This is a genomic window from Pseudomonas sp. VE 267-6A (assembly GCF_024126555.1).
Lineage (GTDB): Bacteria > Pseudomonadota > Gammaproteobacteria > Pseudomonadales > Pseudomonadaceae > Aquipseudomonas > Aquipseudomonas palmensis.
Genome location: NZ_JAMYBY010000012.1, coordinates 129,156 through 151,239 on the forward strand (window position 1 = coordinate 129,156; position 22,084 = coordinate 151,239).

Here is a 22,084-nt window from a genome sequence, read left to right on the forward strand (position 1 = left end):
AAACGTTGATCCAGCTCAATTTTATTGTCGGACAAAATTCAGAAGTCGTAACTCAGGCTGGTGTAGTAGAACGCGCCCTGGGCGCCCTCGGGCGAGGTGATCGAGTACTTCTGCACACCGTACAGGGTCTGGCCTTCGAGTTTGTCGGGGTGGCTGTCGAACAGGTTGATCGCACCCACCGAGACCTTCAGCCCCTGGTCGAAGCGGTAGCTCAGGTCCAGGTCGGTGATCCACTGCGCGCTGAAGGTCTGGTCCAGGTCGGGGTTGCTGGCATTGAGGCTCTGCCATTCACCGTAGCGGCGCTGGGTCAGGGTCACGCCCCAGTTCTGGTACAGCCAGTTGGCGCTGAGGGTCAGCTTGGTGTCGGGGGTGCCGTGCTCGATCAGGCCCTGGGTGGCGCGCCCGACGATCTGGTTGCCGGCAATGCCGCCGGCATCGCGCAGTTCGGTGATGCGCGTGCGGGTCTTGGCGAAGCCGGCGTTCAGGTCCAGCCGGCCGTACTGCGCCAGGTCCCACTGGTACTGGCCGGCCAGCTCGATGCCGTCGGTGCGGGTGTCGGCAATGTTGGTATAGAACGCCGCACTCTGGATGTTGGCATACGGCGTACCGGCGAAGATCGGCCCCACCACGCTGGCCGGCAACTGGTCGGACAGGGTGATGCGGTTGTCGATGTCGATGCGGTAGGCGTCCACGGTCACCGAGGCGTTGGCCAGCGGGCGCCACACCAGGCCCAGGGAGTAGTTGGTCGACTCTTCGGGCTTGAGCGCGCGCCCGCCCAGCAGCGCGGCCTCGGGGCTGTCGGCACGCAGGGTGCGCTGCTGCACCTCGACCCAGTTGCCGCTGCCAGGTGGCTGCTCCACCACCTGCACGCTGAACGAGGACAGCCCGCTCTGCACCAGTGAAGGGGCGCGGTAGCCGGTGCTGAGGCTGCCGCGTGCGGCGATCTGCGGGGTGAAGTCGTAGCGCAGCGACAGCTTGCCGTTGGTGGTGTCGCCAAAGTCCGAGTAATGCTCCGAGCGCAGCGCCACGCCGGCCTGGAACTTGTCGGTGAGCTGCCCTTCGAGGTCGACATAGGCGCCGAACACCTTGCGCTCCAGCGACGCGGCATCGACGTTGGTGATGCCCGAGTAGTAACCGGGGATCGGCCGCCCGCTGACCGGGTCCAGGCTGCCGAACAGCGGCCCGTTCTGCCAGCCGGCCGCCTCGCCGGCGCCCAGGTGGTAGTTCTCCTTGCGCCAGGCCAGGCCCGCCGACAGGGTCAGCGGCCTGGCCAGCAGGTCGGTGGGGAAGTCGCGCACCCAGTCCAGGGTCAGGTTGGTCTGTTGGTTCTCGCGCTCGCCGGTGTAGATGCTCGACGGGCTGGCCGTGCCCCAGCTGGGGTTGATGGCGTTGCGGTCGGTGGACTTCAACGTGTCGTTGCCGTAGTTGGCAGCCAGGTCGAACGTGCCCAGGGTTTCGTCCTCCCAGCGCAGGCCGCCGGCCACGGCATAGTCTTGCAGGTTGTAGCGGGTGACCGGCAGGCGCCCGTCCGGGTAGCGGCGCAGCGCATCGCTGCCGTAGTTGCGGGCCAGGGTGGTGGGCGGGTCGAAGAAGCCGTCGGCGTCGGTGTTCTTGTGCGCATAGGTGGCAAAGCCATAGGCGGTCAGCCCTTCACCCAGGCCGATTTCGCTGTTGGCCACCAGGTTGTACTGGTCCGAGACATTGCCCGAGCCCCAGCGCCAGGTGCGGTAGCGGTTGTTCTGCTCGCGCGGGGTATCGGTGCTGGTGCTGCCGGGGTAGAAGATCCGGTTGTCGGGGTTGGTGTCGCTGGCCGGGTCCTGGCTGCCGGCATCGAAGCTCAGGGTCAGGAAGCCATCGTTGGGCAGGGCCAGGCCCTTCCAGCCGCTGAGCTTGCGCTGCAGGCCGTCGCCCTTGTCGTAGCCGCCGAAGCGATAGCCCACGTTGCCGCCGTCGTCGTTCTCCTTGAGCACGATGTTGATCACCCCGGCGATGGCGTCCGAGCCGTACTGGGCGGCGGCGCCGTCGCGCAGGATCTCCACCCGCGACACCGCGCTGAGCGGGATCAGGCTCAGGTCCACGGCCGCTGCGCCACGCCCGTTGGCCAGGCCCTGGCGGGTCACGTTGGCGCTGGTATGGCGGCGCTTGCCGTTGACCAGCACCAGCACCTGGTCCGACGCCAGGCCGCGCAGCGAGGCGCCCTGGGCGATGGAGCCGGCGAACGCGCCCTGGGGCGACTGCGGGAAGCTGAACGAGGGCGACAGGGCGGTCAGCGCACCGGACAGGTCGCTGGCGCCGGTGTCCTGCAGCTTTTCGGCGCTCAGCACATCCACCGGGGCTGCGCTTTGCAGCGCGGTGACGTCGCTGCGGCGGGTGCCGACCACGACCACGGTATCGAGCTTGTCATCCGCGCCGGGTGCGGCCTGGGCAGAGCATTCGGGCACGGCAACGCTGCCGATGACCAGCGCGATGGCGCCGGCCAAGGGGGTGGGACGCAACATGGGGTGTACTCCTTGCAAGGCAGTTGAAGTGCGCCGGCAGCCTGCCGCCGGCGCGGTCGATCAGAATCGGCTGGTGACGCTGACGCCGACCGTGCGCGGGTCGCCGTAGGTCAGCACGTACTGGCCCTGGGGGCCGTTGGGCCGGCCGTGCACCTGGTAGCGGCGGTCGGTGAGGTTGTTGACGAAGCCGGTCACGCTGAGCTTTTCATCCGCGCTGAACCAGGTCAGGCGGCTGTTGGCCAGGGTGTAGTGGGGCTGGCTGAGGGTCGGCTCGGCGCTGCTCTGGCGGTTGGCCAGAAAGTACTCCTTGTCGCGAAAACTCACGTCGGCGCCGGCCACCAGCTTGCCGCCGATCGCCAGCGGGATGGTGTAGTCGGCGCCCAGCGACACCACGTTGCGCGGCGAGCGCACGAAGCTGTTGCCGCTGTAGTCGGCGGTCACCTCGCCGGTGGTGGGGTTGACGTTCTTGAAGTCGGTGTACTCGGTGTCCAGGAACGACACCGCCGCGCGCAGGTGCAGGTAGTCGGTGGGCTGGCCCTCGATCTCCAGCTCCGCGCCCTTGACCTTGCCCTTGGCACCGTTGGTGAGCGCGGTGGTGAGCACGCCGCTGTTGACCGTCAGCAGGTTGACCTGGATGTCCTGGTAGTCGTAGTAGAACAGGTTGGCGTTGACCGTCAGGCGGTGGTCGAACCACTCCGATTTCAGGCCCAGCTCGTAGGCATCGAGCTGTTCCGGGTCGACCGTGGTCAGCTGCGCCAGGTTGCTCGACAGGCCGGTGTTGAAGCCGCCGGAGCGAAAGCCGTGGGCATAGCGAAAGAACACCCGCAGGTTGTCGTTGATGCGGTACTCGGGCGTCACATCGTAGGTCCAGGCGTCCCAGCGCTTGCTCTCGTCGCGGTTGCCGTTGGCGCCCGCAGCGCCCAGCGGCACCAGCGGGCCGTTGGCGCTGGTGCGGGTGAGCTGGGCCAGGTCCAGGTCGATGCTCTTTTTCTCGGTGGTCCAGCGCAGCCCGCCGGTCACGGTGAAGTTGTCGCTCAGGTCATAGGCCAGGTTGCCGAACAGCGCGTAGCTGTCGGTCTTGTGGGTGTAGTCGAGGCTGCTCAGGTCGACCCCGCCGATCTGGTTGGAGCCGCTGCCGTTGGGCGTCGGGCCCGGCGTCACGAAACGCCTGTCGGTGCTGTCGAGGGTTTCGTGAAAGTAATGGGTGCCGAGCATCCAGCGCAGGGTTTCCTGCTGCGGGGAGGCCAGGCGAAATTCCTGCGAGTACTGGTCGTAGCGGTTGTCGGTGTCGCTCGCGCCGTTGACCTCGTAGGGGGTGTAGTCGGCGTCGGTCAGCGACTGCTGGCGGATAGAGTCGTAGGCGGTGATGGAGGTCAGCCGGTAGTCGCCGATGTCCCAGTTCAGGGTCAGCGAGGTGCCGTCGTGGTCGAGTTTGGAGTGCTCGTCCACGTTCAGCTCGATGCGCCGCCCCTGGGGGCGCTGGTAGCCGACGTTGTAATAGGTGCCCAGCGGCAGCGAGCCGCTGCTGCCATCGCCCTTGAACTGGCGCCCGTGGAGCTTCCACAGCGCCTCCATGTCCGGGTTGAGCCTGGCCAGGAACTGCACGCGCACGGCCTTCTTGTTGACGTCGCCATAGGTCTGGTCGTTGGTCAGGTTGTGGGTGAAGCCGTCGCGCTCCTCGGAATACAGCGACACCCGGCCGGCCAGGCGTTCGTCCACCAGGGTGCCGCCCAGGGCGCCGTTGAGGATGCGTTCGTTCTTGCTGCCAAAGCCGATGGTGCCGAAGCCGTCGGTGTCGAAGGTGGGCTTTTTCGAGATCACGTTGACTGCCCCCGCCGTGGTGTTCTTGCCGTACAGGGTGCCTTGCGGGCCGCGCAGCACCTCGATGCGCTCCAGGTCGAACAGCGGGCCGCCGCCGGCGACGGGGGCGTTTAGGTAGACGTCGTCGGCATAGATGCCCACCGGGTAGACCGTGGCGGCGCCGGTGTCGCCGGTGCCCAGACCGCGGATGTACCAGCGCGGGCGGCCATCGCCATCGGGGTTCTTGGCCGAGGCGTTGGGGATGAAGGTGGTGATGTCGCCCATGGCGCGCACGCCGTCGGCGGTGATACTGGTGCCCTGGACCGCGCTGACCGCCACCGGCACTTCCTGCAGGGTTTCTTCGCGGTGTTGTGCGGTGACGGTGACGGTCTTGAGTGCCGGCGTGGTGCTGTCGTCGGCGTGGGCGGTGCTGGTGCCTGCGAGCAGCAGGCCCAGGCCGATGCCCCTGGCCAGTGGATGAAGCTGATGCATGGTGTGGCTCCCCGAGTGTGGCTGATACGGGGCTAGAGCAGGGTTTGTGCCATGTTTGCAAGCTATTGATTTACATGGGTTTAATCGGGTGTTTCGGGGTGGGTTGCTAGTGGTGCAGCAGGGGGCTGTGGAATGCCTGCTGCTGCAGCAGCAACCGGTTTGAAAAGCTTCGCCAGCAAGGCTGGCTCCTACAGGGGGCGAGGCCTGTGTAGGAGCCAGCCTTGCTGGCGAATGGGGCGGCACGATTTTCAGGTGGCCACCCGCGACGTCGACCCGATCACCGCCTCCAGCACACTGAAATCGATCCAGTCGCGCACATCGAAGCGCCGCGCAATGAAATGCCACCGATGCAGAAAATCGGTGAAATCCTGCAGCGCCTCGATCGAGCGACTGTCCAGCGTGGTCCGCAGGCGCCGGTGTGCGTCCTCGCCATACGCCGCCGCCACCCAGTACTCGCTGGTGTTGAGCTCGCGCGCCAGGTAGCGCCGGGTTTCATCGGGGTTGGCCCAGGCCCACTGCTCGGTACGCAGCACCACGTCGACGATGCGCGTGCACGCGCCGAAATGCTGTTGCAGCAGGTTCAGGTCAACAGTCAGGGTGCGCGGCGTGCCGTTGTTGGAACGGATCAGCGGGTCGGGGTGCGAGCCGGTGTCTATCACCACCCGCAGGCCGAACTCGTGGGCCAGTTGCAAGGCCGAGGCCCCCTTGAGGAAGATCGCGTCGATGTCGCCGCGCAGCAGCCCGATCAGTTCGTTGTTGCGCCGGCTCACCCGGTTCATGCCCAGGGTCACCGTGGCGCCATGCACATGGGTGACCTGCTCGTCGCTGTGGGTGCCGCCGTAGGGGTAGTCCACCAGCTCCACATCGGCCACGTCCAGGCCTTCGAGCCTGAGCGCGTTTTCCAGCCCGCGCAGGGCCTGGGCGCGGGTGAAGTCGATCTGCACGTTGGCCCACTTGGGCAGGCCGAAGCGGCGGTTCTTGAGGTCGCGCACGCTTTTCACGCCGCTGTCCTCGGTGGTCAGGATCAACTGCACCTCATCGGCCCAGCTCAGCCCCAGCACGCGGGTCTGCACGCCGCTGGCGTAGGCCCAGATCGCCGGAATGTTGCCGCCGTGGCGCACCGAGTTGGGCAGGTGATGGTCGTAGTGGGCTTCGCGCACTTCGCGCTCGCTGGACTCGCGCAGCGACTGGATCGAGGTGCCCAGCGGCTGGAACGCCTCGGCCAGGCGCCCGGTCTGCACGGCGATGCCAAGGCCGGTCGGCACCGGGCTGTGGGTGTACCAGAGGGTATCGAGAGGGGTGGTCATAGGGGCATCGGGTCCTTGATGGGTTGTTGTTGCACCAGCGGCAGCACTTCCTGGCCGATGCGCAGGGCTTCTTCCAGGTGCGGGTTGCCGGCCAGGATGAAGGTCGAGAAGCCGGCGTCGCGGTACTCGGCCAGGCGTTCGGCGATGTTCTGGTGGCTGCCCACCAGGCCCACGGTGGGGCCGGGCTTGGCCTTGGCGAAACCGGCCCACAGGTTTGGCCCCAGAATCAGGTCGTCGAAGCGCTGGATGTTCTGGTGATAGGCGCTCTGGCGGGCGCCGCCGACCGAGTCGCTGGCAGTGCTGAAGGTGCTGGAGAGGGCGCTGGGCCTGCCGTCGAGCTTGTCGAACTGGCGGCGCAGGTCGCGCCAGGCGGCCTCTTCGGTTTCGCGGGCGAACAGGTCCACACGCAGGCCGAAGCGCACCGTGCGGCCCTGCCTGTCGGCCAGCTCGCGCACGCGCTCGATATGCGGCCTGAGTTGCTCGATCGGCTCGGCCCAGTTCAGGTACACGTCGGCGTGGCGTGCAGCCACGTCCAGGGCCGGGTCGGAGAAACCGGAGAAGTACACCCCCGGCTTGCGCACATGGCCCAGGTGCTCGGGCAGGGCGCCGTTGTCCAGTTGATAGACCTCGCCCTGGTAGTTGAAGTGCTCGTTGCGCCACAGGCCGTCGATGATGTCGAGAAATTCGCCGGTGCGCCGGTAGCGCTGGTCGTGGTCGAGAAAGTCGCCCTGGGCGCGCTGGCTGGCGGGGTTGCCGCCGGTGATGATGTTCCAGTCCAGGCGGTCGTGGCTCAGGTGCTGCAGGATGGCGGCCTGTTGTGCGGCGTAGGCTGGCAGGGTCCAGGCGGCCTGGAAGGCGATCAGAAAGCGCAGGCGGCGGGTTTCGCGGGCCAGTGCGGCGGCCACGATCCAGGGTTCGGGGCCGGTGGGCAGCAGGGCGCCTTCGAAGCCGGCCAGTTCGGCGGCCTTGGCCACCTGGGCGATGTAGTCGATATAGGTGAAGCCGTCGGGGCGGCCGTCTGCCAGCCGGCCGGGTGCGATATGGCCGTGCTGGTGGCTGAAGCTGCCACGGTTGTGCCGGTCGGTGCTCAATTGCGGCCCGTCGGTGCCCAGGGGCAGGCGCCAGAAGAATTCGGTGCTCATGGCTGTTCCTCGGTGAATGTGCCAGAGGTGGTGCAACCGTCATGCCACGCGGTGCGGGCCCGATTTTGCGGGGGGTGGGCGACTGCACTGCTGCCAGGGCAGCAGTGCAGCAGCAGTGGGTGCGGCGGTTGCAGCACCAGAGCAATGCCCCCCTGTGGGAGCGGGCTTGACCCGCGATTGGCCCTAACCGGCCCGCGCATAGCTGCGATGCAGCGCCGCATACGCCCCACCCCTGGCCAGCAACTGCGCATGCGGCCCTTGCTCCACCAGGCGGCCCTGGCCGATCACCACGATGCGGTCCGCCTCGCGAATGGTCGCCAGCCGATGCGCGATGATGATCGCCGTGCGCCCCTCGCACAGCCGACGCAACGCCCGCTGGATGCGCCGCTCGGTATGCACGTCCACCGCCGAGGTGGCTTCGTCCAGCACCAGCACTGCGGGGTCTGCCAGGTACGCCCGCACCAGGCACACCAGCTGGCGCTGCCCATGGCTCAGGTGCGCGCCCAGCGCCCCCACCTGGGTCGCGTACTGGTGCGGCAGGCGCTCCAGCACTTCATCGGCGCCCAGCTCGCGGGCCGCCGCGATCAGCGTCGCATCGTCCGCCCCCGGTGCTGCCAGGCGCAGGTTGTCGAGGATGCTGCCGGCAAACAGCACGTTGTCCTGCAGCACCACACCCACGTGCCGGCGCAACTGCTGCTGGCTCAACTGGCGAACATCGATGCCATCGAGCTTCACCGCGCCGCCGTCCACGTCATAGAAGCGCGTGAGCAACTGCACCAGCGTGCTCTTGCCATGCCCCGACGGCCCGACCAATGCCAGCACCTCGCCCGCCCGTATGTGCAGGTCCAGCCCGTCGATCACCGGCGTTGGCGCCTGACGCTCATAGGCAAAGCGCACCTGCTCGAAGCGCACCTCGCCACGCGCCCTGGGCAACGCCACGGGCACCTGCGGGTCGAGAATCTGCGGCGCGGTGTCCAGCAGCAGAAAGATCCGCTGCGCCGAAGCCGAACCGGTGGCATAGCGCTCGAACAGGTCGGTCAGCTCCTGCAACGGCCCCAGAAACAGCATCACGTAGAACAGGCTTTCACCCACCTGGCCTACCGTCACCGAACCCTCGGCCAGCCCGTAGCCACCCACCAGCACCAGCACCGCCATGCCCATCGCGGCCAGCAGCGCGGTGAACGGCGCGAACCAGCCCGAGCGCAGGCTGCCCAGAATCAGCGCGCGGTTGAAGTCGTCCAGCAGGCCCTGGTAACGCTGCAGGTTGGTCTGCTGCCGGCCGGTCTGCTGCAGCAGGCGAACGCCGCTGACGCTCTCCACCAGGTGGGCGGTGAAGCGGCTGCGGTTTTCCGCGACCTTCGCCCAGTTGCGCTGGGCGATACGCTTGAAGCCCCAGGTGGCGAGCAGCAGCAACGGCACGCTGCCGATCAGGCTGAAGAAGAACAGCGGCTCGATCAGCCACAGCATCACCGCCGCCAGGCTGCAGCGCAGCAGGGCGCCGAGCAGCTCGGGCGGGCCCTGGATCAGCAGCGGCTCAAGCGCGTCCACGTCGCGGTCGGCCCGCGAAATGATGCGCCCGGCGCGGGTGCGGTCGAAGTAGCCCACGCTCAGCGCCTGCACGTGCGCAAACACCCGCACGCGCAGGTCGTTGAGCACGCTGATCGCGGCGCTGCCGGCGATGTACTGCGACAGCCCCGCCAGCACGAAGCGCCCCAGCCAGCTTGCCGCCAGGCCCGCGCCCAGCCACAGCACCAGCGGCGGGTCCAGCAGCCAGGCGTTGCCGTCATGGATCAGCCCGTGATCGAGCAGCTCGCGCACGAACCACGGGCGCAGGAACACGGTGAACACCAGCACCAGCTCCAGGCCGATCACCCAGCCGATCTGCCGGCGCACCGGGCGCAGCAGCGGCAGCAGGCGCCGGAACATGCTGCGGTCCAGGGCCTTTCTTGCCAGCAATTCTTCTATCTCGATATCGCTCAGGGCAGTGCCCGCTTGCGGCTTAGCCATGCTCGATCCCCAGCAGTTCACGGTAGGTCGGGTTGCGGTGCAGCAGCTGCGCATGGCTGCCGCTGTCGGTGATGCCGGTACTGCTCAGCAGCAGCACGCGGTCGGCCAGTTGCACGGTGCTCAGCTTGCTGGCGATCAGCAGCAGGGTCGGCGCATGCCCATCGCTGCGGCGCTGGCGCAGGGTGTCGAGCACACGCTGTTCACTGATCGCGTCCAGCGCGCTGGTGGCGTCGTCCAGGCACAGGATGTCGGGGGCCGCCAGCAGGGCGCGGGCCAGGCACAGGCGCTGGCGCTGGCCGCCCGAGAGGGTCACGCCACGGTCGCCCAGCGGCGTGTCCAGGCCCTGGGGCAGGCGCGCCAGCACGTCCTCGGCGCTGGCCTGGCGCAGTGCATCGAGCAGTTGCGCGTCGCTGGCCGTGGGCGCACCCAGGCGCAGGTTGGCAGCCAGGCTGTCGGCGAACAGAAAGCTCTCCTGGGGCAGCACATGCACGCGCCGGCGCAGTTCATCCAGCGCCAGGGTGCGCACGTCGTGCCAGCCCCGTGCAGCGCTGCCCAGCAGCACGCGGCCCTGGTCGGCCTCGGTCAGGCGCGGCAGCAGGCTGGCCAGCAGGCTCTTGCCGGTGCCCGTGGCGCCCACCAGCGCGACCACCTCGCCGGGTTCTATCTGCAACGAGCACTGGCTGAGCACCGCCTGCCCACCGCCGGGCGCTGCCACACCGACAGCCTCCAGCTTCAGGCCCAGCGGCCCCGGGGGCAGCGACTGCTGACCGCTGACGATGTGTACCGGCGCATCGAGCAACTGCCAGATACGCTCGGCCGAGGCGCGCGCGTCGGCGAAGGTCTGCATCACCCGGCCGATGCCTTCGATGCGAAACACCAGGGTGGTGGCGATCAGCAGCGAGGTCACCAGCTCGCCGATGCCGATACGCCCCTGGGCCACCAACTGCGCACCGACCACCAGGATCCACACATGCCCCAGCGCCACCACCGCCTGCGGCAGCGGTATGCGCGAGCTGGCGTAGGCCAGCGCCTGGCGTGCATGCCCGGCAAACACCTGCACCTGCGCGGCAAAGCCCTGGATGCGCTGGGCCTGCAGGCCGAACGACTTGATCACCCGTACCGCGCCGATGCCTTCGGCCAGGTCCTGGTTGACCCGGTCGTAGGCGGCGCCCACGGCACGGTCCAGTGCCACCAGGCGCTCGGTCTGGTGCACGAAGATGCCCAGCCCGAGCACGGTCAGCAGCAGCGGCCCCAGGGCCAGCCACGGGTCGTACCAGGCCAGCAGGCCGACGGTGGCCAGCACCACCAACGGGGTTTCCACCAGTTGGCGCCAGAAGCTGATCAGGGCATCGCGCACCTTGTCCGCATCGCGGGTGGTGCGGGTGACCATCTCGCCCATGCCGTGCTGCCAGTGGTAGCCCAGGTGCAGGGCCTGCACCTGGGCCAGCAGGCGCTCGCGCAGGCGCGTGAGCAGCGCCTGGCCGAGCACCAGCGAGCCGATGGCCGCGGCGTACTGCAACACCGCGCGGCCCAGCGCCACCGCGGCTATCAGCCAGAACCAGTGCCAGGCCAGGCGTGCATCCAGGCTGCCATCGGCCAGGCGTACCACGGCGGCGCCGGCACTCACGTCGTTCAGCGCATGGCCGATCAGCCATTGCTGCCAGACCAGCCCCAGGTTGATGAAAACGAACAGCCCGGCGACCAGGGCGAAACGCCAGGGCATTTCGCGGTAGATCGCCAGGCTGCGCAGCAGCGGGTGTCGAGGGCTCATGGAAAACTCGAGGCAAAGGGGAAAGCAGGCGCAGGGCAGGCCCCGCGCCCGGTGTTCAGCGGCTGGCGCCCGCGCTCTGCTTGGCGGCGAGAATGGCGGTGTATTCGCCCGGGTCGATGCCGTTGAGGTAGTAGTTGCCCACGTGGTGCAGGCGCCAGCGGATCGGGTCGTGGGTGGTGTGCACCCGCGCATTGCGCCAGAAGCGGTCCAGGTTCCATTTGCTCAGCGAGGCGCTGGCCCCCAGCAGCGAGAAGATGTCGCTGGAGATCTTCAGCGAGGCGGCATCCGAGTGCGCCCGCGCGGTGGCTACCGAGAGAATCAGCTCGTCCTGCAGGGCCTTGTCGTCGGGGGCCAGCTCGTGCGCATCGAAGGTCCGTGCGGCATCGCGCAGCAGCGATTCGGCGGCGCGCAGGGCCACGGCGTATTCACCGATCTGGCGGATGATGTGCGGCTCTTCGCTGGCGCGCTCCACCTCGCTCTCTACCCACGGGCGCGCGTGCTGGTTGAGGTAGTCGATGCCGGCCTGCAGGGCGCCGGCGGCGATGCCGGTGTCGATGGCCGCGTGCAATATCTGCGGGAAGGTCAGCCCGGTGCGCTTCATCGGGCCCTGGCGGCGCAGCACATAGCGCTCGTCCAGCTCGATGTTGTCGAACTGCACCGTGCCGCTCACCGAGTTGTTCTGGCCGAAGGCGTCCCAGTCGTCGAGCAGGGTCAGGCCCGGCGTGTCGCGGTGCAGCAGCACCCCGGCGCCGCCGTCGTCGCTGGCGGCGGTCAGCGAGATCCATTCGGCCAGGTACGAGCCGGTGGAGTAGAACTTGCTGCCGTTGAGCACCAGCTTGCCGTCTTCGCGGCGCTCGATGCGGGTCTTGAGGGCGAACTTGTTCTTGCCGCCGACCTCGGCCAGGGCGTTGCCCAGGCGCTTGCCGGCCAGCAGGTCGGCAATCAGGCGCTCGCGTACTTCATCCGGGTAGCCGCTGAGCACACCGCGCAGCATCACGTTGTGAATCTGCAGCAGTTGCCCGACACCGCCGTCGGCGGCGGACACGATGCGCACGGTCTCGACGATGGTCTGTACCGAAGCGCCCAGCCCGCCGAACTGCGCGGGCACGCCGATGGCGGTCAGGCCGCTGTCGGACAGCAGCTGGGCCTGGCGACGCGGCAACTGGCGGTTGTTGTGCCGGTCGCGGGCCAGCTCGGCGATCTGGCCGGCGATTTCATGGGCGGCGGCGATGGCCTGGGCGGCGCTTTCCAGGCGGCGGGGCGGGGTACTCATGCGGGGGCTTCCTTGAATGAACAGGTTTCAGGCCCTTGAGCAGGTTCTGTGCCACACACCTCAAAGCCTTGTGCCACAAGGACTGCGGCCAGGTGCGGGCGGCGGGGTGCTGCTGGGGCAGCAGCGGGGCGCCGATTGTTGCTCTGGCAGCAGCAGGGCAGCTGCAACACTGCTGCCAGGCCAGCACCCGGTGTTCAGAAGGTCTTTAAAAAACCAACAAAAACAATGAGTTGGTTAGTTGGCACGGGCGCTGCAATGGCATGGCTACCTTCGCTTGATGGAACATGCCCATGTCAATCGCCGCTACCTTGCCGTTGCCTGCCGCACCGGCCCTCGAACAGATCTGGTTCACCCGCTGCCCGGTGCCGACCGCCTCCGGCATCGCCTACACCCTGGGCTGGCTGGGCGAGGAATTCGCCGCCGACGGCCTGCCGGTGGAGACCCTGCAGGAGGCCCGCCAGCTCGGCCATCACCACTACGATCACCAGTTGCCCGGGCTGTTTCGCGAGGGCGGCAACGTGCCGGCCCTGGCCGCCCGCGCCGCCGGTTCGCCCAGCCGCCTGATCGGCCTGACCTGGATCGAGGAATGGCAGACCGTCCTGGTACGCCCCGACTCCGGCATCCGCAGCGCCCGGGACCTCAAGGGCAAGCGCCTGGCGCTGCCGGCCTGGGGCGACAACCGCCCGGGCAGCATCGCCCGTGCCATGAGCCTGCATGGCTACAAGGGCGCGCTGAGCCTGGCCGGCCTGAGCTTCGACGATGTCGAACTGGTGGAAGTGGCGCTGCACAACCAGGACGACGCCCCCACCCCCGAGCAGGGCCTGCAGCGCCTGTGGTCGGGGCTGGACTACCTGGCCCGTGGCGAGGTCGACGCGGTGTACGTCAAGGGCGCCGCCGCTGCCGATGCAGCGCGCCGCCTGGGCCTGGTGGTGGGCATCGACCTGGACCAGATCAGCGACCCGCGTTACCGCATCAACAACGGCACGCCACGGCCGATCACCGTGCACCAGAGCCTGCTGGACAACCACTTCGAGCTGGTGGTGCGCTTCCTCGCGCAGACCCTGCGCGCCGCCGACTGGGCCAGCCACAACCGCGAGGCACTGCTGCGCATCCTGCAGGACGAGACCCGCGCCGGCGCCCAGGGCGTGGACGAAGCCTACCGTGGCGACTTCCACACCACCCTGGCCCCGGACCTCTCGGCCCAGCGCCTGGGCTACCTGGACATCCAGAAGACCTTCCTCAACCTGCATGGCTTTCTCGAAGCCGATTTCAACCTCGCCGACTGGGTCGACCCGCGTCCACTGCAAGCTGCCCATCAACTGCTGGCCCGGCGCGCCCGCGCCTGAACCAAGGAGTCCGCCATGACCGTACTGACCACCGAGCACCTGATCGACGCCGACCTCAAGGCCTTCATCGAGCAGGTGCTGCACGAGGCCGAACAGGCCTTCACCGTGTTCCGCGAAACCAACACCATCACCGCCGCCGGCACCGTGGGCTTCATCGAGCGCGTACCGGGCCGCGAGCTGCTGGTGTCGGTCAACTACCCAGGCCCGTGGGACTACCGCAAGCCGCTGCAGGCCACGGTCAGCGACTTTGCCGGCAACCTGGTGCATGGCCAGGGCAAGGGCGGGCTGGGCCGCTACACCCGGCTGTTTCGCGAAGACGCCGGCATCACCACGGTGTCCCACGTGCACACCCCGTACCTGGGCGCCTGGGCGCAGACCCAGCGCAGCCTGCCGTTCCACTACGTGCCGGTGCAGCGCTACCAGCTGGCCCGCGAGCTGCCGGTGTACATCGACCGGCGCCAGGACGAGGTCGACTTCATTCTCGAGCGCCTGGCCGAGAACCCCTACACCCCGGCGATTCTCGAAGCCAACGGCGGTGCGACCGTGTGGGGGCGCCAGGGCCTGCGCGCCACCGCCGAATTCATCCTGCTGCTGGAGGAGGGCGCGCAACTGCAACTGCTGGCCGAGTCCATCGGCGGCTCGCGCCCCTACGGCCCCGGCGTGCTCACCCAGCAATGGAACATGAGCAAGCTGATCGACCGCGCCCACGCGCTGGGCCTGGTCCCGGCCATCGACCGCCCACGCGCCTGAGGAACCTGCCATGGCCATCAAGATCCTGTGGTACCTCACCAGCCCCGACGGCCCCTACCCGTGGGAGCCCCAGGGGCGCTGGAAAACCGATTTCGCCCACCTCAGGCAACTGGCGGTGGCCAGTGACCGCCTGGGGTTCTACGGCGCCCTGCTGGGTTCAAGCCCCAACGAGAGCCTGGCGGTGTCGGCGGCACTGATCGATGCCACCGAGCGCCTGCGCTTTCTGGTGGCGCAGCACCCGGGCGAGCTGTCGCCGGCGGTGCTGGCCAAGTGGGCGCTAACCTTCGACGAGTTCTCCAACGGCCGCCTGCTGTTCAACGTGGTCAATGGCAGCGACGCGGGCCTGGCCACCCTGGGTGTGCATTACCCGCACGATGAGCGCTACCAGTTCAGCCTGGAATACTGGCGCGCCTTCCAGCGCATCTATGCCGGCGACACCGCCGGTTTCGACGGCCAGTACGTGCAGCTCGCGCCACGCCCGGCTGCGGCGGCGCGCCATCCGCTGGGCGGCTGGCACCCGCCGCAGCGCCTGGCGGTACCCCTGTGGGGCGCCGGCACCTCGGACGTGGGCGTGGCGCATTCGGTGCAACTGCTGGACGTGTACCTGAGCTTTGCCGACACCCCGCCCAGGCTGGGCGACAAGTTCCGCCGCGTGGCCGCCGAAGCGGCGAAGATCGGCCGCGAACTGACCTACGGCACGCGCCTGCAGGTCATCGTGCGCGAGACCGAGGCCCAAGCCTGGGCGCATGCCGAGAAGCTGCTGCAACAGACCTCCCTGGCCACCGCCCGCGCCGCCATCGAGCGCCGCCTGCCGCCGGGCCAGACCCTGGACACCTTCCACAGCGACAACCCGCAGGTGCAGCGCAACGTGCAGAGCATCCGCGACGGGCGCCTGCCCACTGCGCGCGAGCTTGAGATCTACCCCAACGTGTGGACCGGCCCCAGCCTGTTCGGCTTCGACATCCTCGGCCCGTCGTCCGGCACCTACCTGGTGGGCAGTGCCGAGCAGGTGGCCGAGCGCATTCGCGAGTACCAGCAGCAGGGCACCTCGGCGTTCATTCTCTCGGGCTTTCCGCTGATTGATGAAGCGCACCGGGTGGCCGACCTGCTGTTCCCGCTGCTGGAACTGGACCACGGGTTCGAGATCCCGCGCCTGGGTGCGCGCACCGCTGCCGAGCCGGCCTAAGGAGCTGCCCATGCCTCATGAATTCTCGCGCCGGATCTTCCTCGGCAACAGCCTGGCCGTCGGCGGCGGCCTGCTGCTGGGCTCCAGCCTGCTGGGCGGCTGCGATGCCGGCGGGCCTGCCAGCAGCGCGGCGGCCAGCGCACGCCCGGGCACCCCGGTGCACGGCGGGCGCCTGCGCGTCGGCATCATCGACGGCGACCAGGCCGGCAACCTGGATGCACACAAGCCTTCCGGTGGCGGGATCATTCGCGGCTGGGCGCTGTACAGCAAGTTCTGGGAGTGGAACGACGACGTCAGCACGCGCCTGGGCCTGGCCGAATTTGCCGAGCCCAATGCCGATGCCAGCGCCTGGACCATTCGCATCAAGCCGGGGCTGGAGTTCCACCACGGCAAGAGCATCGGCGCCGACGACATGCTGTTCTCGATCCTGCGCCTGACCGACCCCAAACTTGCCTCGCCATTTGCCGGGCTGGTGGGCGCCATCGACCGCCAGGCGCTGCGCAAGCTCGACGAGCGCACCATCGAGATCCGCTTCAAGCAGGGCCGCAGCTTCTTCCCGCTGGACGAGACCCTGATTGCCTTCGGCGGCATCGTGCCTACCGACTACGACCCGGTCAGCAACCCGGTGGGCGCCGGCCCGTACCGGCTCAAACGTTTCGTGCCGGGCCAGCGTGCGCTGTTCAGCCGTTTCGAAAACTACTACAAGCCCAACCAGCCATATGCCGACGAGCTGGAGATCATCGAATTCAAGGACCAGGTATCGCGCGTAGCCGCCCTGCGTGCCGGGCAGATCGACATCGCCAGCGGCGTGCAGGCCGAGCACAGTGCCTTGCTCAAGGCCGACCCGCGCCTGCAACTGGTGGTGTCGCCCACCACCTCGTTCAGTGGCTTCAACCTCAACACCGCCAAGGCGCCGTTCCAGGACGAGCGGGTGCGCCAGGCCTTCCGCCTGCTGGCCGACCGCCAGGAGCTGGTGGGCCGTGGCCTCAACGGTTTCGGGCGCATCGCCAACGACCTGTATTCGCCAACCGACCCCACCTACAACCATGCCATCGCCCAGCGCCCCTTCGATCTGGACCAGGCCCGTTCGCTGCTGCGCCAGGCCGGGCAGACCGACCTGCGCATAGAGCTGACCACCACCGCCAACGAAATAAACGCTGCCCTGGTGTTCGCCCAGCAGGCGAAGAAGGCCGGGGTCCAGGTCAAGGTCACGCCGGTGGACGCCTCGGTATTCAACGGCCCGCAGAAGGAGCAGTGGCTGATGTCGCCCGGCTCGACACCGGCCCGCGGCTTTCTGGCCACCGGCCTGCACAACGATGCACCGCTGGCGATCTACAACCGCAGCAACTTCCGTGACGAGCGCTTCAGTGCGCTGTTCACCCAGGCCCTCGGCCAGCCGGATCTGGCGCAGCGCAAGCAGCTGGTGCACGAGGCGCAGGCCATTCAGCACCAGCGCGGCGGCCTGCTGATCTGGGGCTTCACCGACGTGCTGGACGCCGCCTCGAACAAGGTCGGCGGCCTGCACGGCGAACAGACCACCTTCGCCTCCTGGCGCTTTGACAGCCTGTGGTTGAACCATGCCTGAACCGTGCGCAACCTCTCATCGACTGCCGGCCTGGCTGCCCTGGTTCATCGGGCGCCTGGGCTACGGCCTGCTCACCGCCTGGGTCATCAGCCTGGTGGTGTTCATCGCCACCCAGGCGCTGCCCTCGGACCCGGCGCGGGTGATCCTGGGCCCCGACGCGCCGCTGGAGAGCATCCAGACCCTGCGCGAGCAACTGGGCCTGAACCGGCCGATCCTGCTGCAGTACCTGAGCTGGCTGGGGCAGGTGCTGCACGGCGACCTGGGCATCTCGCTGGATTCGAACCAACCGGTGGCCGGCATCATTCTCGCGCGCTTTGGCAATACCCTGGCGCTGCTGGGCGGCGTGCTGCTGGTGGTGGTGCCGCTGGCGTTGAGCATCGGCGTGAGCCTGGCGCTGCGGCGTGACAGCCGCCTGGACCGCTGGGCGCTGTCGGCGCTGATCTTTCTCAAGGCCACCCCGGGTTTTCTGCTGGCCATCGGGCTGGTGCTGCTGTTTTCCATGCCGCAGTTCAGCCTGCTGCCGGCGGTGTCGATCCTCGACCCGGACAAGCACCTGTGGCAGCAGCTGGAGTTTCTGCTGCTGCCGATCCTGGCCCTGAGCCTGTCGTCGCTGCCGTACCTGGCGCGGCTGGTACGCGCCTCGATGATCGAGGCGCTGGAATCCGACTACGTGAGTGCGGCGCGCCTGCGCGGGGTGCCCGAATGGCGCATCGTGTGGCGCCACACCTTGCCCAACGCGCTGGTGCCGGCAGTGCAGGGCGTGGCCCTGACCTTGCGCACCCTGATCGGCGGCGCGCTGCTGGCCGAGGTGATCTTCAGCTACCCCGGCATCGGCACCCAGCTCAACACCGCGATCCAGATGCGCGACCTGCCGCTGATCCAGGGCGTGGTGCTGGTGATCACCCTGGGCGTGGTGGCGATCAACCTGCTGGCCGATCTGCTCACCGTGCTGCTGACCCCCAGGCTGCGCACCGCGCGGCGGGTCACGCTGATCCAGCGCAACCGTCGCGGCATCCAGAGTTGGTGGCGACGCCCGGCAGCCAAGGCCCCTTGAGAGGAAGAGAGCATGTTCAGTGCAAGTGTCTGGCGTGAGCCGCAAATTCGTCGGGGTGGGCTGGTGACCCTGGCCATCGTGCTGCTGGCGCTGCTGGGCCCGTGGCTGGCGCCGCATGCGCCTACCGACATGGTTGGCGGGGTGTACGGGGCGCCCAGCGGCGAGGCGCCGTTGGGGCATGATTTTCTGGGCCACGACGTGGTGTCGCGGCTGCTCGGTGGCGGTGTGTCGATCCTGTGGATGTCGCTGGCGGCCGCTGCCATTGCGCTGGTGCTGGGCACGGCGCTGGGGCTGCTGGCCGGGCTGTCGCGCCAGCGCCTGGACCAGGCCATCACCTGGCTGGCGGATGTGTGGCTGGCGTTTCCGGACCTGATCCTGGTGCTGCTGATCGTGTCGATGCTGGGGCGCGCGCCGTGGCTGATCGTGATGACCGTGGCAATTGCCTTTACCCCCGGCGTGATCCGCCTGGCGCGCGGCAGTGCGGTGGCGGTGGCCAGCCAGGAGTTCGTGGAGGCGGCGCAGATGATGGGCTTTTCGCGCACGCGGATTCTACTGCGCGAGATCCTACCCAACGTGCTCACGCCGCTGCTGGTGCACTTTGGCAACATGCTGACCTGGGGCGTGGGCATGTTGTCGGGCCTGAGCTTTCTGGGTTACGGCGTGGCGCCGCCGGCGGCGGACTGGGGGCTGATGATCAACGAGAACCAGGCCGGGCTGCTGGTGCAGCCGTGGGCGGTGCTGGCACCGGCGCTGCTGATCGGGGTGTTCGCCTACGGCACCAATATTCTGGCCGAGGGCATTGCCCGGCACAGTGCGGGAGAACGCAAATGAATGCGCATGCCTTGATGGCCTCTTCGCCGGCAACGCCGGCGCCTACAGGTTTTGCACCGTCTGTAGGAGCCGGCGTTGCCGGCGAAGCGTTGCGGGTCGAGAACCTGCGGGTCGAACTCGCCAGCGGCGCCGATATCATCGACCACATCCACTTCAGCCTGGCCCCCGGTGAAATCCTCGGCCTTGTCGGCGAGTCCGGCTCGGGCAAGACCACCCTGGCCACCGCGCTGCTGGCCCATGCCCGGCGCGGTGCGCAGATTGCCGGCGGGCGCATCGACATTGCCGGCGCCTCGCTGCTCGAGTTCAAGGGCGATGCCCTGCGCCGTGCCCGCGGCGGGCTGATCGGCTATGTTGCGCAAGACCCGGCCATGGCCCTCAACCCGGCGCTGCGCATCGGCAACCTGCTGCGCGAAACCCTGCTGGCCCACGAGCCGCAGCTTGCCCGCGCGGCCCAGGCCGACCGGCTGCAGCAGACCCTGGTGGACGTCGGCCTGCCCGGCGATCGCGAGTTTCTCAGGCGCTTCCCCCATCAACTGTCCGGCGGCCAGCAGCAACGGGTGATGCTGGCCCTGGCCTTCGTGCTGCGCCCGCGCCTGATCGTGCTCGACGAACCCACCACCGCCCTCGACGTCGGCACCCAGGCGCACATCCTGCAAACCCTGCGCAGGCTGTGCAAGGAGCAGGGGGTGGCAGCGGTGTACGTGTCCCACGACCTGGCCGTGATCAAGGACCTGGTCGACCGCGTGATGGTGATGTACGCCGGGCGCATCGTCGAGGTGGCGCAGCGCGAACGCCTGTTCGCGCGGCCCGCGCACCCGTACACCCTGGGCCTGCTGGCGGCGATTCCGGACGTGGCCCGCCAGCGCCCGTTGCAGGCGATTGCCGGCCATGCCCCGGCGCCCGGCCAGCGCCCGCAAGGCTGCGCCTTCGCCCCGCGGTGCGCGCGCCGCAGCGCTGCCTGCACCTCGCTGGAGCCGTCGCTGAATGCGCTGGACAGCGCGCAGCAGGTCGCCTGCCTGCACCCGCAACTGACCGCCGTGGCCGCGCCGGCGGTGGTGCCGGCAACGATGCTCAGCTGCGCTGACACGCCGCTGCTGAGCCTGCGCGACCTCAACCTGAGCTACGACCGCCAGGTGCTGTTCGACCTGTCGCTGGACCTGTACAAGGGCGAATGCCTGGCGGTGGTGGGCGAGTCGGGCTCGGGCAAGACCAGCCTGGCGCGCACCCTGGCGGGGCTGGGCGATACCGCCCAGGCCGAGCTGACCTTCGACGGGCAGCCGCTGAGCCTGCTGGCGCGCCAGCGGCCCGCGGCCACGCGCCACCGTATCCAGTACATCTTCCAGAACCCGTACCGCGCCCTGAACCCGCGCCAGACCGTGGCGCAGTGCCTGCAAGCGCCGCTGGAGCACTTCTTCGGCCTCAAGGGCGCGGCCTGCCGGGTGCGTATCGACGCGGCGCTGGCACGGGTCGCGCTGCCCCCGGATGCGGCGCACAAGTACCCGCATCATCTGTCGGGTGGCGAGCGCCAGCGCGTGGCGATTGCCCGCGCGCTGGTGTGCGAGCCTTCGGTGCTGATCTGCGACGAGGTGACCTCGGCCCTGGACGTGTCGGTGCAGGCGGCGATCCTGGCGCTGCTCAAGCAGTTGCAGGGCGAGGGCATGACCCTGCTGTTCGTCACCCACGACCTGGGCGTGGTGCGCGCCATCGCCGACCGCGTGGTGGTGGTCAGGGAAGGGCGGATTGTCGAGCAGGGGCCGGCGCAGGATGTGCTGGACCACCCCCAGGCGGCGTACACCCAGGGGCTGCTGGCGCACTCGCCACGGCTGGGCTGAGCGGGCGGCCGGCGTGCATCAGCGCATGCACCAGCAGGCCGGTCAGCAACCCCCAGAACGCGCCGCCGATACCCAGCAGGGTGACATTGGCGGCGGTGGCCAGAAAGGTGATCAGCGCGGTCTCGCGGGTACGCGCATCGCCCATCGCGCTGGCCAGGCTGCCACCGATGGCGCCCAGCAGGGCCAGCCCGGCGAGGGTGGTGACGAAGGTGCGCGGCAGCACCATGAACAGGCTGGCCAGGGTCACGCCGAAAACCCCCACGGTGACGTAGAACACCCCGCAGGCGATGCCGGCGAGGTAGCGCCTGGCCGGGTCGGGGTGCGCGTCCTTGCCGGTGCAGATGGCCGCAGTGATGGCGGCCACGTTGAACGCATGGGCGCCAAACGGCGCCATCAGCAGCGACCCCAGCCCGGTGACCGTGATGATCGGGTTGGCGCTGGTGGCGTAGCCGTCGTTGCGCAGCACCAGCATGCCGGGCATGTACTGCCCGGTGAGGGTGATGATGAACAGCGGCAGCGCCACGCCGAACAGCGCGCCAAGGCTGAACTGCGGGGTTTCGAACACCGGCAGCGCCATGCTCAGGTGCACGCCGTGCAGGTCCAGGCGCTGCTGGGCCAGCAGCATGGCCAGGCCCGCCACCAGCACCCCGACCACGGCAAAGCGCGAGGTGAAGCGGCGCAGTACGGCGTAGGTGAGCACAAGCACGATCACCAGCAGCGGGTCGGCGCTGGCCCCGCCGAAGGCGTTGACCCCGAACTGCAGCAGGATGCCTGCCAGCAGCCCGGCGGCGATGCCGGCCGGTATCCAGCGCACCAGCCGCTCGAACACCCCCGACAGCCCCAGCAGGATGAAGCCGATGGCGCACAGCACGTAGGCGCCGATCACCTCGCCATAGGGTGTGAACGGCATGACCGTGGCCAGGAACGCCACGCCCGGGGTGGACCAGGCGGTGATGATCGGCGCGCGGTAGCGCCAGCTCAGCCAGGCCCCGGTCAGGCCCACGCCGATGCTCACCGACCACACCCACGAGGCGGTTTGCGCGGCGGTCAGGTTGCCCAGTTGCGCGGCCTGGAACACCAGCACGAAGGTGCCGCCATAGTTGACCATGACGCTGATCAGGGCGGCCAGGGTGGGTGAGACGAGGTCACGCGGGTGCAGGCGCGAAGCGGTTCGGTTCATGGGCAGGTCCTTGCGGGATGGGCTGGGGTG

The 22,084-nt window shown here is 68.7% G+C and carries 15 protein-coding genes; 7 read left to right on the forward strand and 8 right to left on the reverse strand.

The window, feature by feature from the left end; all coding sequences use genetic code 11:
* Positions 1-38: 38 nt before the first annotated feature.
* The 7 genes from NJH59_RS15850 to NJH59_RS15880 all read right to left on the reverse strand — a co-directional run bounded on the left by NJH59_RS15850 (position 39) and on the right by NJH59_RS15880 (position 12,290).
* Positions 39-2,498, reverse strand: a complete 2,460-nt coding sequence (locus tag NJH59_RS15850) for a TonB-dependent receptor (RefSeq protein WP_253086998.1) — start codon at positions 2,496-2,498, stop codon at positions 39-41.
* 60 nt (positions 2,499-2,558) lie between these two features.
* Positions 2,559-4,790, reverse strand: a complete 2,232-nt coding sequence (locus tag NJH59_RS15855) for a TonB-dependent receptor (RefSeq protein ID WP_253086999.1) — start codon at positions 4,788-4,790, stop codon at positions 2,559-2,561.
* 248 nt (positions 4,791-5,038) lie between these two features.
* The gene (locus NJH59_RS15860) at positions 5,039-6,097 is read right to left on the reverse strand and encodes an ABC transporter substrate-binding protein (RefSeq protein ID WP_043862916.1); all 1,059 of its coding nucleotides are present in this window, start codon (positions 6,095-6,097) and stop codon (positions 5,039-5,041) included.
* Positions 6,094-7,239 (reverse strand): LLM class flavin-dependent oxidoreductase, encoded by a 1,146-nt coding sequence (locus NJH59_RS15865; protein ID WP_253087000.1) that lies wholly within the window; start codon positions 7,237-7,239, stop codon positions 6,094-6,096. The genes NJH59_RS15860 and NJH59_RS15865 overlap by 4 nt, the downstream gene beginning before the upstream one ends.
* 183 nt (positions 7,240-7,422) lie before the next feature.
* Positions 7,423-9,246 carry an ABC transporter ATP-binding protein gene (locus NJH59_RS15870; RefSeq protein ID WP_054915370.1) on the reverse strand — a complete coding sequence of 608 codons (1,824 nt, stop codon included), beginning with the start codon at positions 9,244-9,246 and terminating at the stop codon, positions 7,423-7,425.
* Positions 9,239-11,017 (reverse strand): ABC transporter ATP-binding protein, encoded by a 1,779-nt coding sequence (locus tag NJH59_RS15875; protein WP_116054431.1) that lies wholly within the window; start codon positions 11,015-11,017, stop codon positions 9,239-9,241. The genes NJH59_RS15870 and NJH59_RS15875 overlap by 8 nt, the downstream gene beginning before the upstream one ends.
* 55 nt (positions 11,018-11,072) lie before the next feature.
* Positions 11,073-12,290, reverse strand: coding sequence for an acyl-CoA dehydrogenase family protein (locus NJH59_RS15880; protein ID WP_054915368.1), 1,218 nt, complete (start codon positions 12,288-12,290; stop codon positions 11,073-11,075).
* Positions 12,291-12,580: 290 nt separating this feature from the next.
* Between NJH59_RS15880 and NJH59_RS15885 the strand changes: the two genes are divergently transcribed.
* The 7 genes from NJH59_RS15885 to NJH59_RS15915 are packed head-to-tail and all read left to right on the forward strand — an operon-like array spanning position 12,581 to position 20,874.
* Positions 12,581-13,636: an ABC transporter substrate-binding protein gene (locus NJH59_RS15885; RefSeq protein ID WP_054915367.1), complete on the forward strand. Its 1,056-nt coding sequence runs from the start codon at positions 12,581-12,583 to the stop codon at positions 13,634-13,636.
* Positions 13,637-13,651: 15 nt separating this feature from the next.
* Positions 13,652-14,386, forward strand: coding sequence for a class II aldolase/adducin family protein (locus NJH59_RS15890; RefSeq protein ID WP_043860481.1), 735 nt, complete (start codon positions 13,652-13,654; stop codon positions 14,384-14,386).
* Between the two features lie 10 nt (positions 14,387-14,396).
* Complete coding sequence (locus NJH59_RS15895; RefSeq protein WP_253087001.1) at positions 14,397-15,572, forward strand: LLM class flavin-dependent oxidoreductase; 1,176 nt, start codon at positions 14,397-14,399, stop codon at positions 15,570-15,572.
* Between the two features lie 10 nt (positions 15,573-15,582).
* Positions 15,583-17,157 carry an ABC transporter substrate-binding protein gene (locus NJH59_RS15900; protein ID WP_078480145.1) on the forward strand — a complete coding sequence of 525 codons (1,575 nt, stop codon included), beginning with the start codon at positions 15,583-15,585 and terminating at the stop codon, positions 17,155-17,157.
* Positions 17,150-18,211, forward strand: a complete 1,062-nt coding sequence (locus NJH59_RS15905; protein WP_054915363.1) for an ABC transporter permease — start codon at positions 17,150-17,152, stop codon at positions 18,209-18,211. Before NJH59_RS15900 ends, NJH59_RS15905 begins: the two co-directional genes overlap by 8 nt.
* Before the next feature lie 12 nt (positions 18,212-18,223).
* Positions 18,224-19,042, forward strand: a complete 819-nt coding sequence (locus tag NJH59_RS15910; protein ID WP_116054429.1) for an ABC transporter permease — start codon at positions 18,224-18,226, stop codon at positions 19,040-19,042.
* Positions 19,039-20,874: an ABC transporter ATP-binding protein gene (locus NJH59_RS15915; protein WP_116054426.1), complete on the forward strand. Its 1,836-nt coding sequence runs from the start codon at positions 19,039-19,041 to the stop codon at positions 20,872-20,874. Before NJH59_RS15910 ends, NJH59_RS15915 begins: the two co-directional genes overlap by 4 nt.
* On the opposite strand, the gene NJH59_RS15920 is transcribed toward NJH59_RS15915, so the two are convergent.
* On the reverse strand, positions 20,768-22,054 hold the full coding sequence (locus tag NJH59_RS15920; RefSeq protein ID WP_116054423.1) for a benzoate/H(+) symporter BenE family transporter: 1,287 nt from the start codon (positions 22,052-22,054) through the stop codon (positions 20,768-20,770). The two genes, NJH59_RS15915 and NJH59_RS15920, sit on opposite strands and share 107 nt — an antisense overlap.
* Between the last annotated feature and the right edge of the window lie 30 nt (positions 22,055-22,084).

Bases quoted from the DNA above. Each gene is read 5' to 3' on its own strand.
- NJH59_RS15865 (WP_253087000.1), bottom strand. From the start codon at position 7,239: ATGAGCACCGAATTCTTCTGGCGCCTGCCCCTGGGCACCGACGGGCCG.
- NJH59_RS15870 (WP_054915370.1), bottom strand. From the start codon at position 9,246: ATGGCTAAGCCGCAAGCGGGCACTGCCCTGAGCGATATCGAGATAGAA.
- NJH59_RS15860 (WP_043862916.1), bottom strand. From the start codon at position 6,097: ATGACCACCCCTCTCGATACCCTCTGGTACACCCACAGCCCGGTGCCG.
- NJH59_RS15875 (WP_116054431.1), bottom strand. From the start codon at position 11,017: ATGAGCCCTCGACACCCGCTGCTGCGCAGCCTGGCGATCTACCGCGAA.
- NJH59_RS15880 (WP_054915368.1), bottom strand. From the start codon at position 12,290: ATGAGTACCCCGCCCCGCCGCCTGGAAAGCGCCGCCCAGGCCATCGCC.
- NJH59_RS15900 (WP_078480145.1), top strand. From the start codon at position 15,583: ATGCCTCATGAATTCTCGCGCCGGATCTTCCTCGGCAACAGCCTGGCC.
- NJH59_RS15890 (WP_043860481.1), top strand. From the start codon at position 13,652: ATGACCGTACTGACCACCGAGCACCTGATCGACGCCGACCTCAAGGCC.
- NJH59_RS15915 (WP_116054426.1), top strand. From the start codon at position 19,039: ATGAATGCGCATGCCTTGATGGCCTCTTCGCCGGCAACGCCGGCGCCT.
- NJH59_RS15885 (WP_054915367.1), top strand. From the start codon at position 12,581: ATGTCAATCGCCGCTACCTTGCCGTTGCCTGCCGCACCGGCCCTCGAA.
- NJH59_RS15905 (WP_054915363.1), top strand. From the start codon at position 17,150: ATGCCTGAACCGTGCGCAACCTCTCATCGACTGCCGGCCTGGCTGCCC.
- NJH59_RS15920 (WP_116054423.1), bottom strand. From the start codon at position 22,054: ATGAACCGAACCGCTTCGCGCCTGCACCCGCGTGACCTCGTCTCACCC.
- NJH59_RS15855 (WP_253086999.1), bottom strand. From the start codon at position 4,790: ATGCATCAGCTTCATCCACTGGCCAGGGGCATCGGCCTGGGCCTGCTG.
- NJH59_RS15850 (WP_253086998.1), bottom strand. From the start codon at position 2,498: ATGTTGCGTCCCACCCCCTTGGCCGGCGCCATCGCGCTGGTCATCGGC.
- NJH59_RS15895 (WP_253087001.1), top strand. From the start codon at position 14,397: ATGGCCATCAAGATCCTGTGGTACCTCACCAGCCCCGACGGCCCCTAC.
- NJH59_RS15910 (WP_116054429.1), top strand. From the start codon at position 18,224: ATGTTCAGTGCAAGTGTCTGGCGTGAGCCGCAAATTCGTCGGGGTGGG.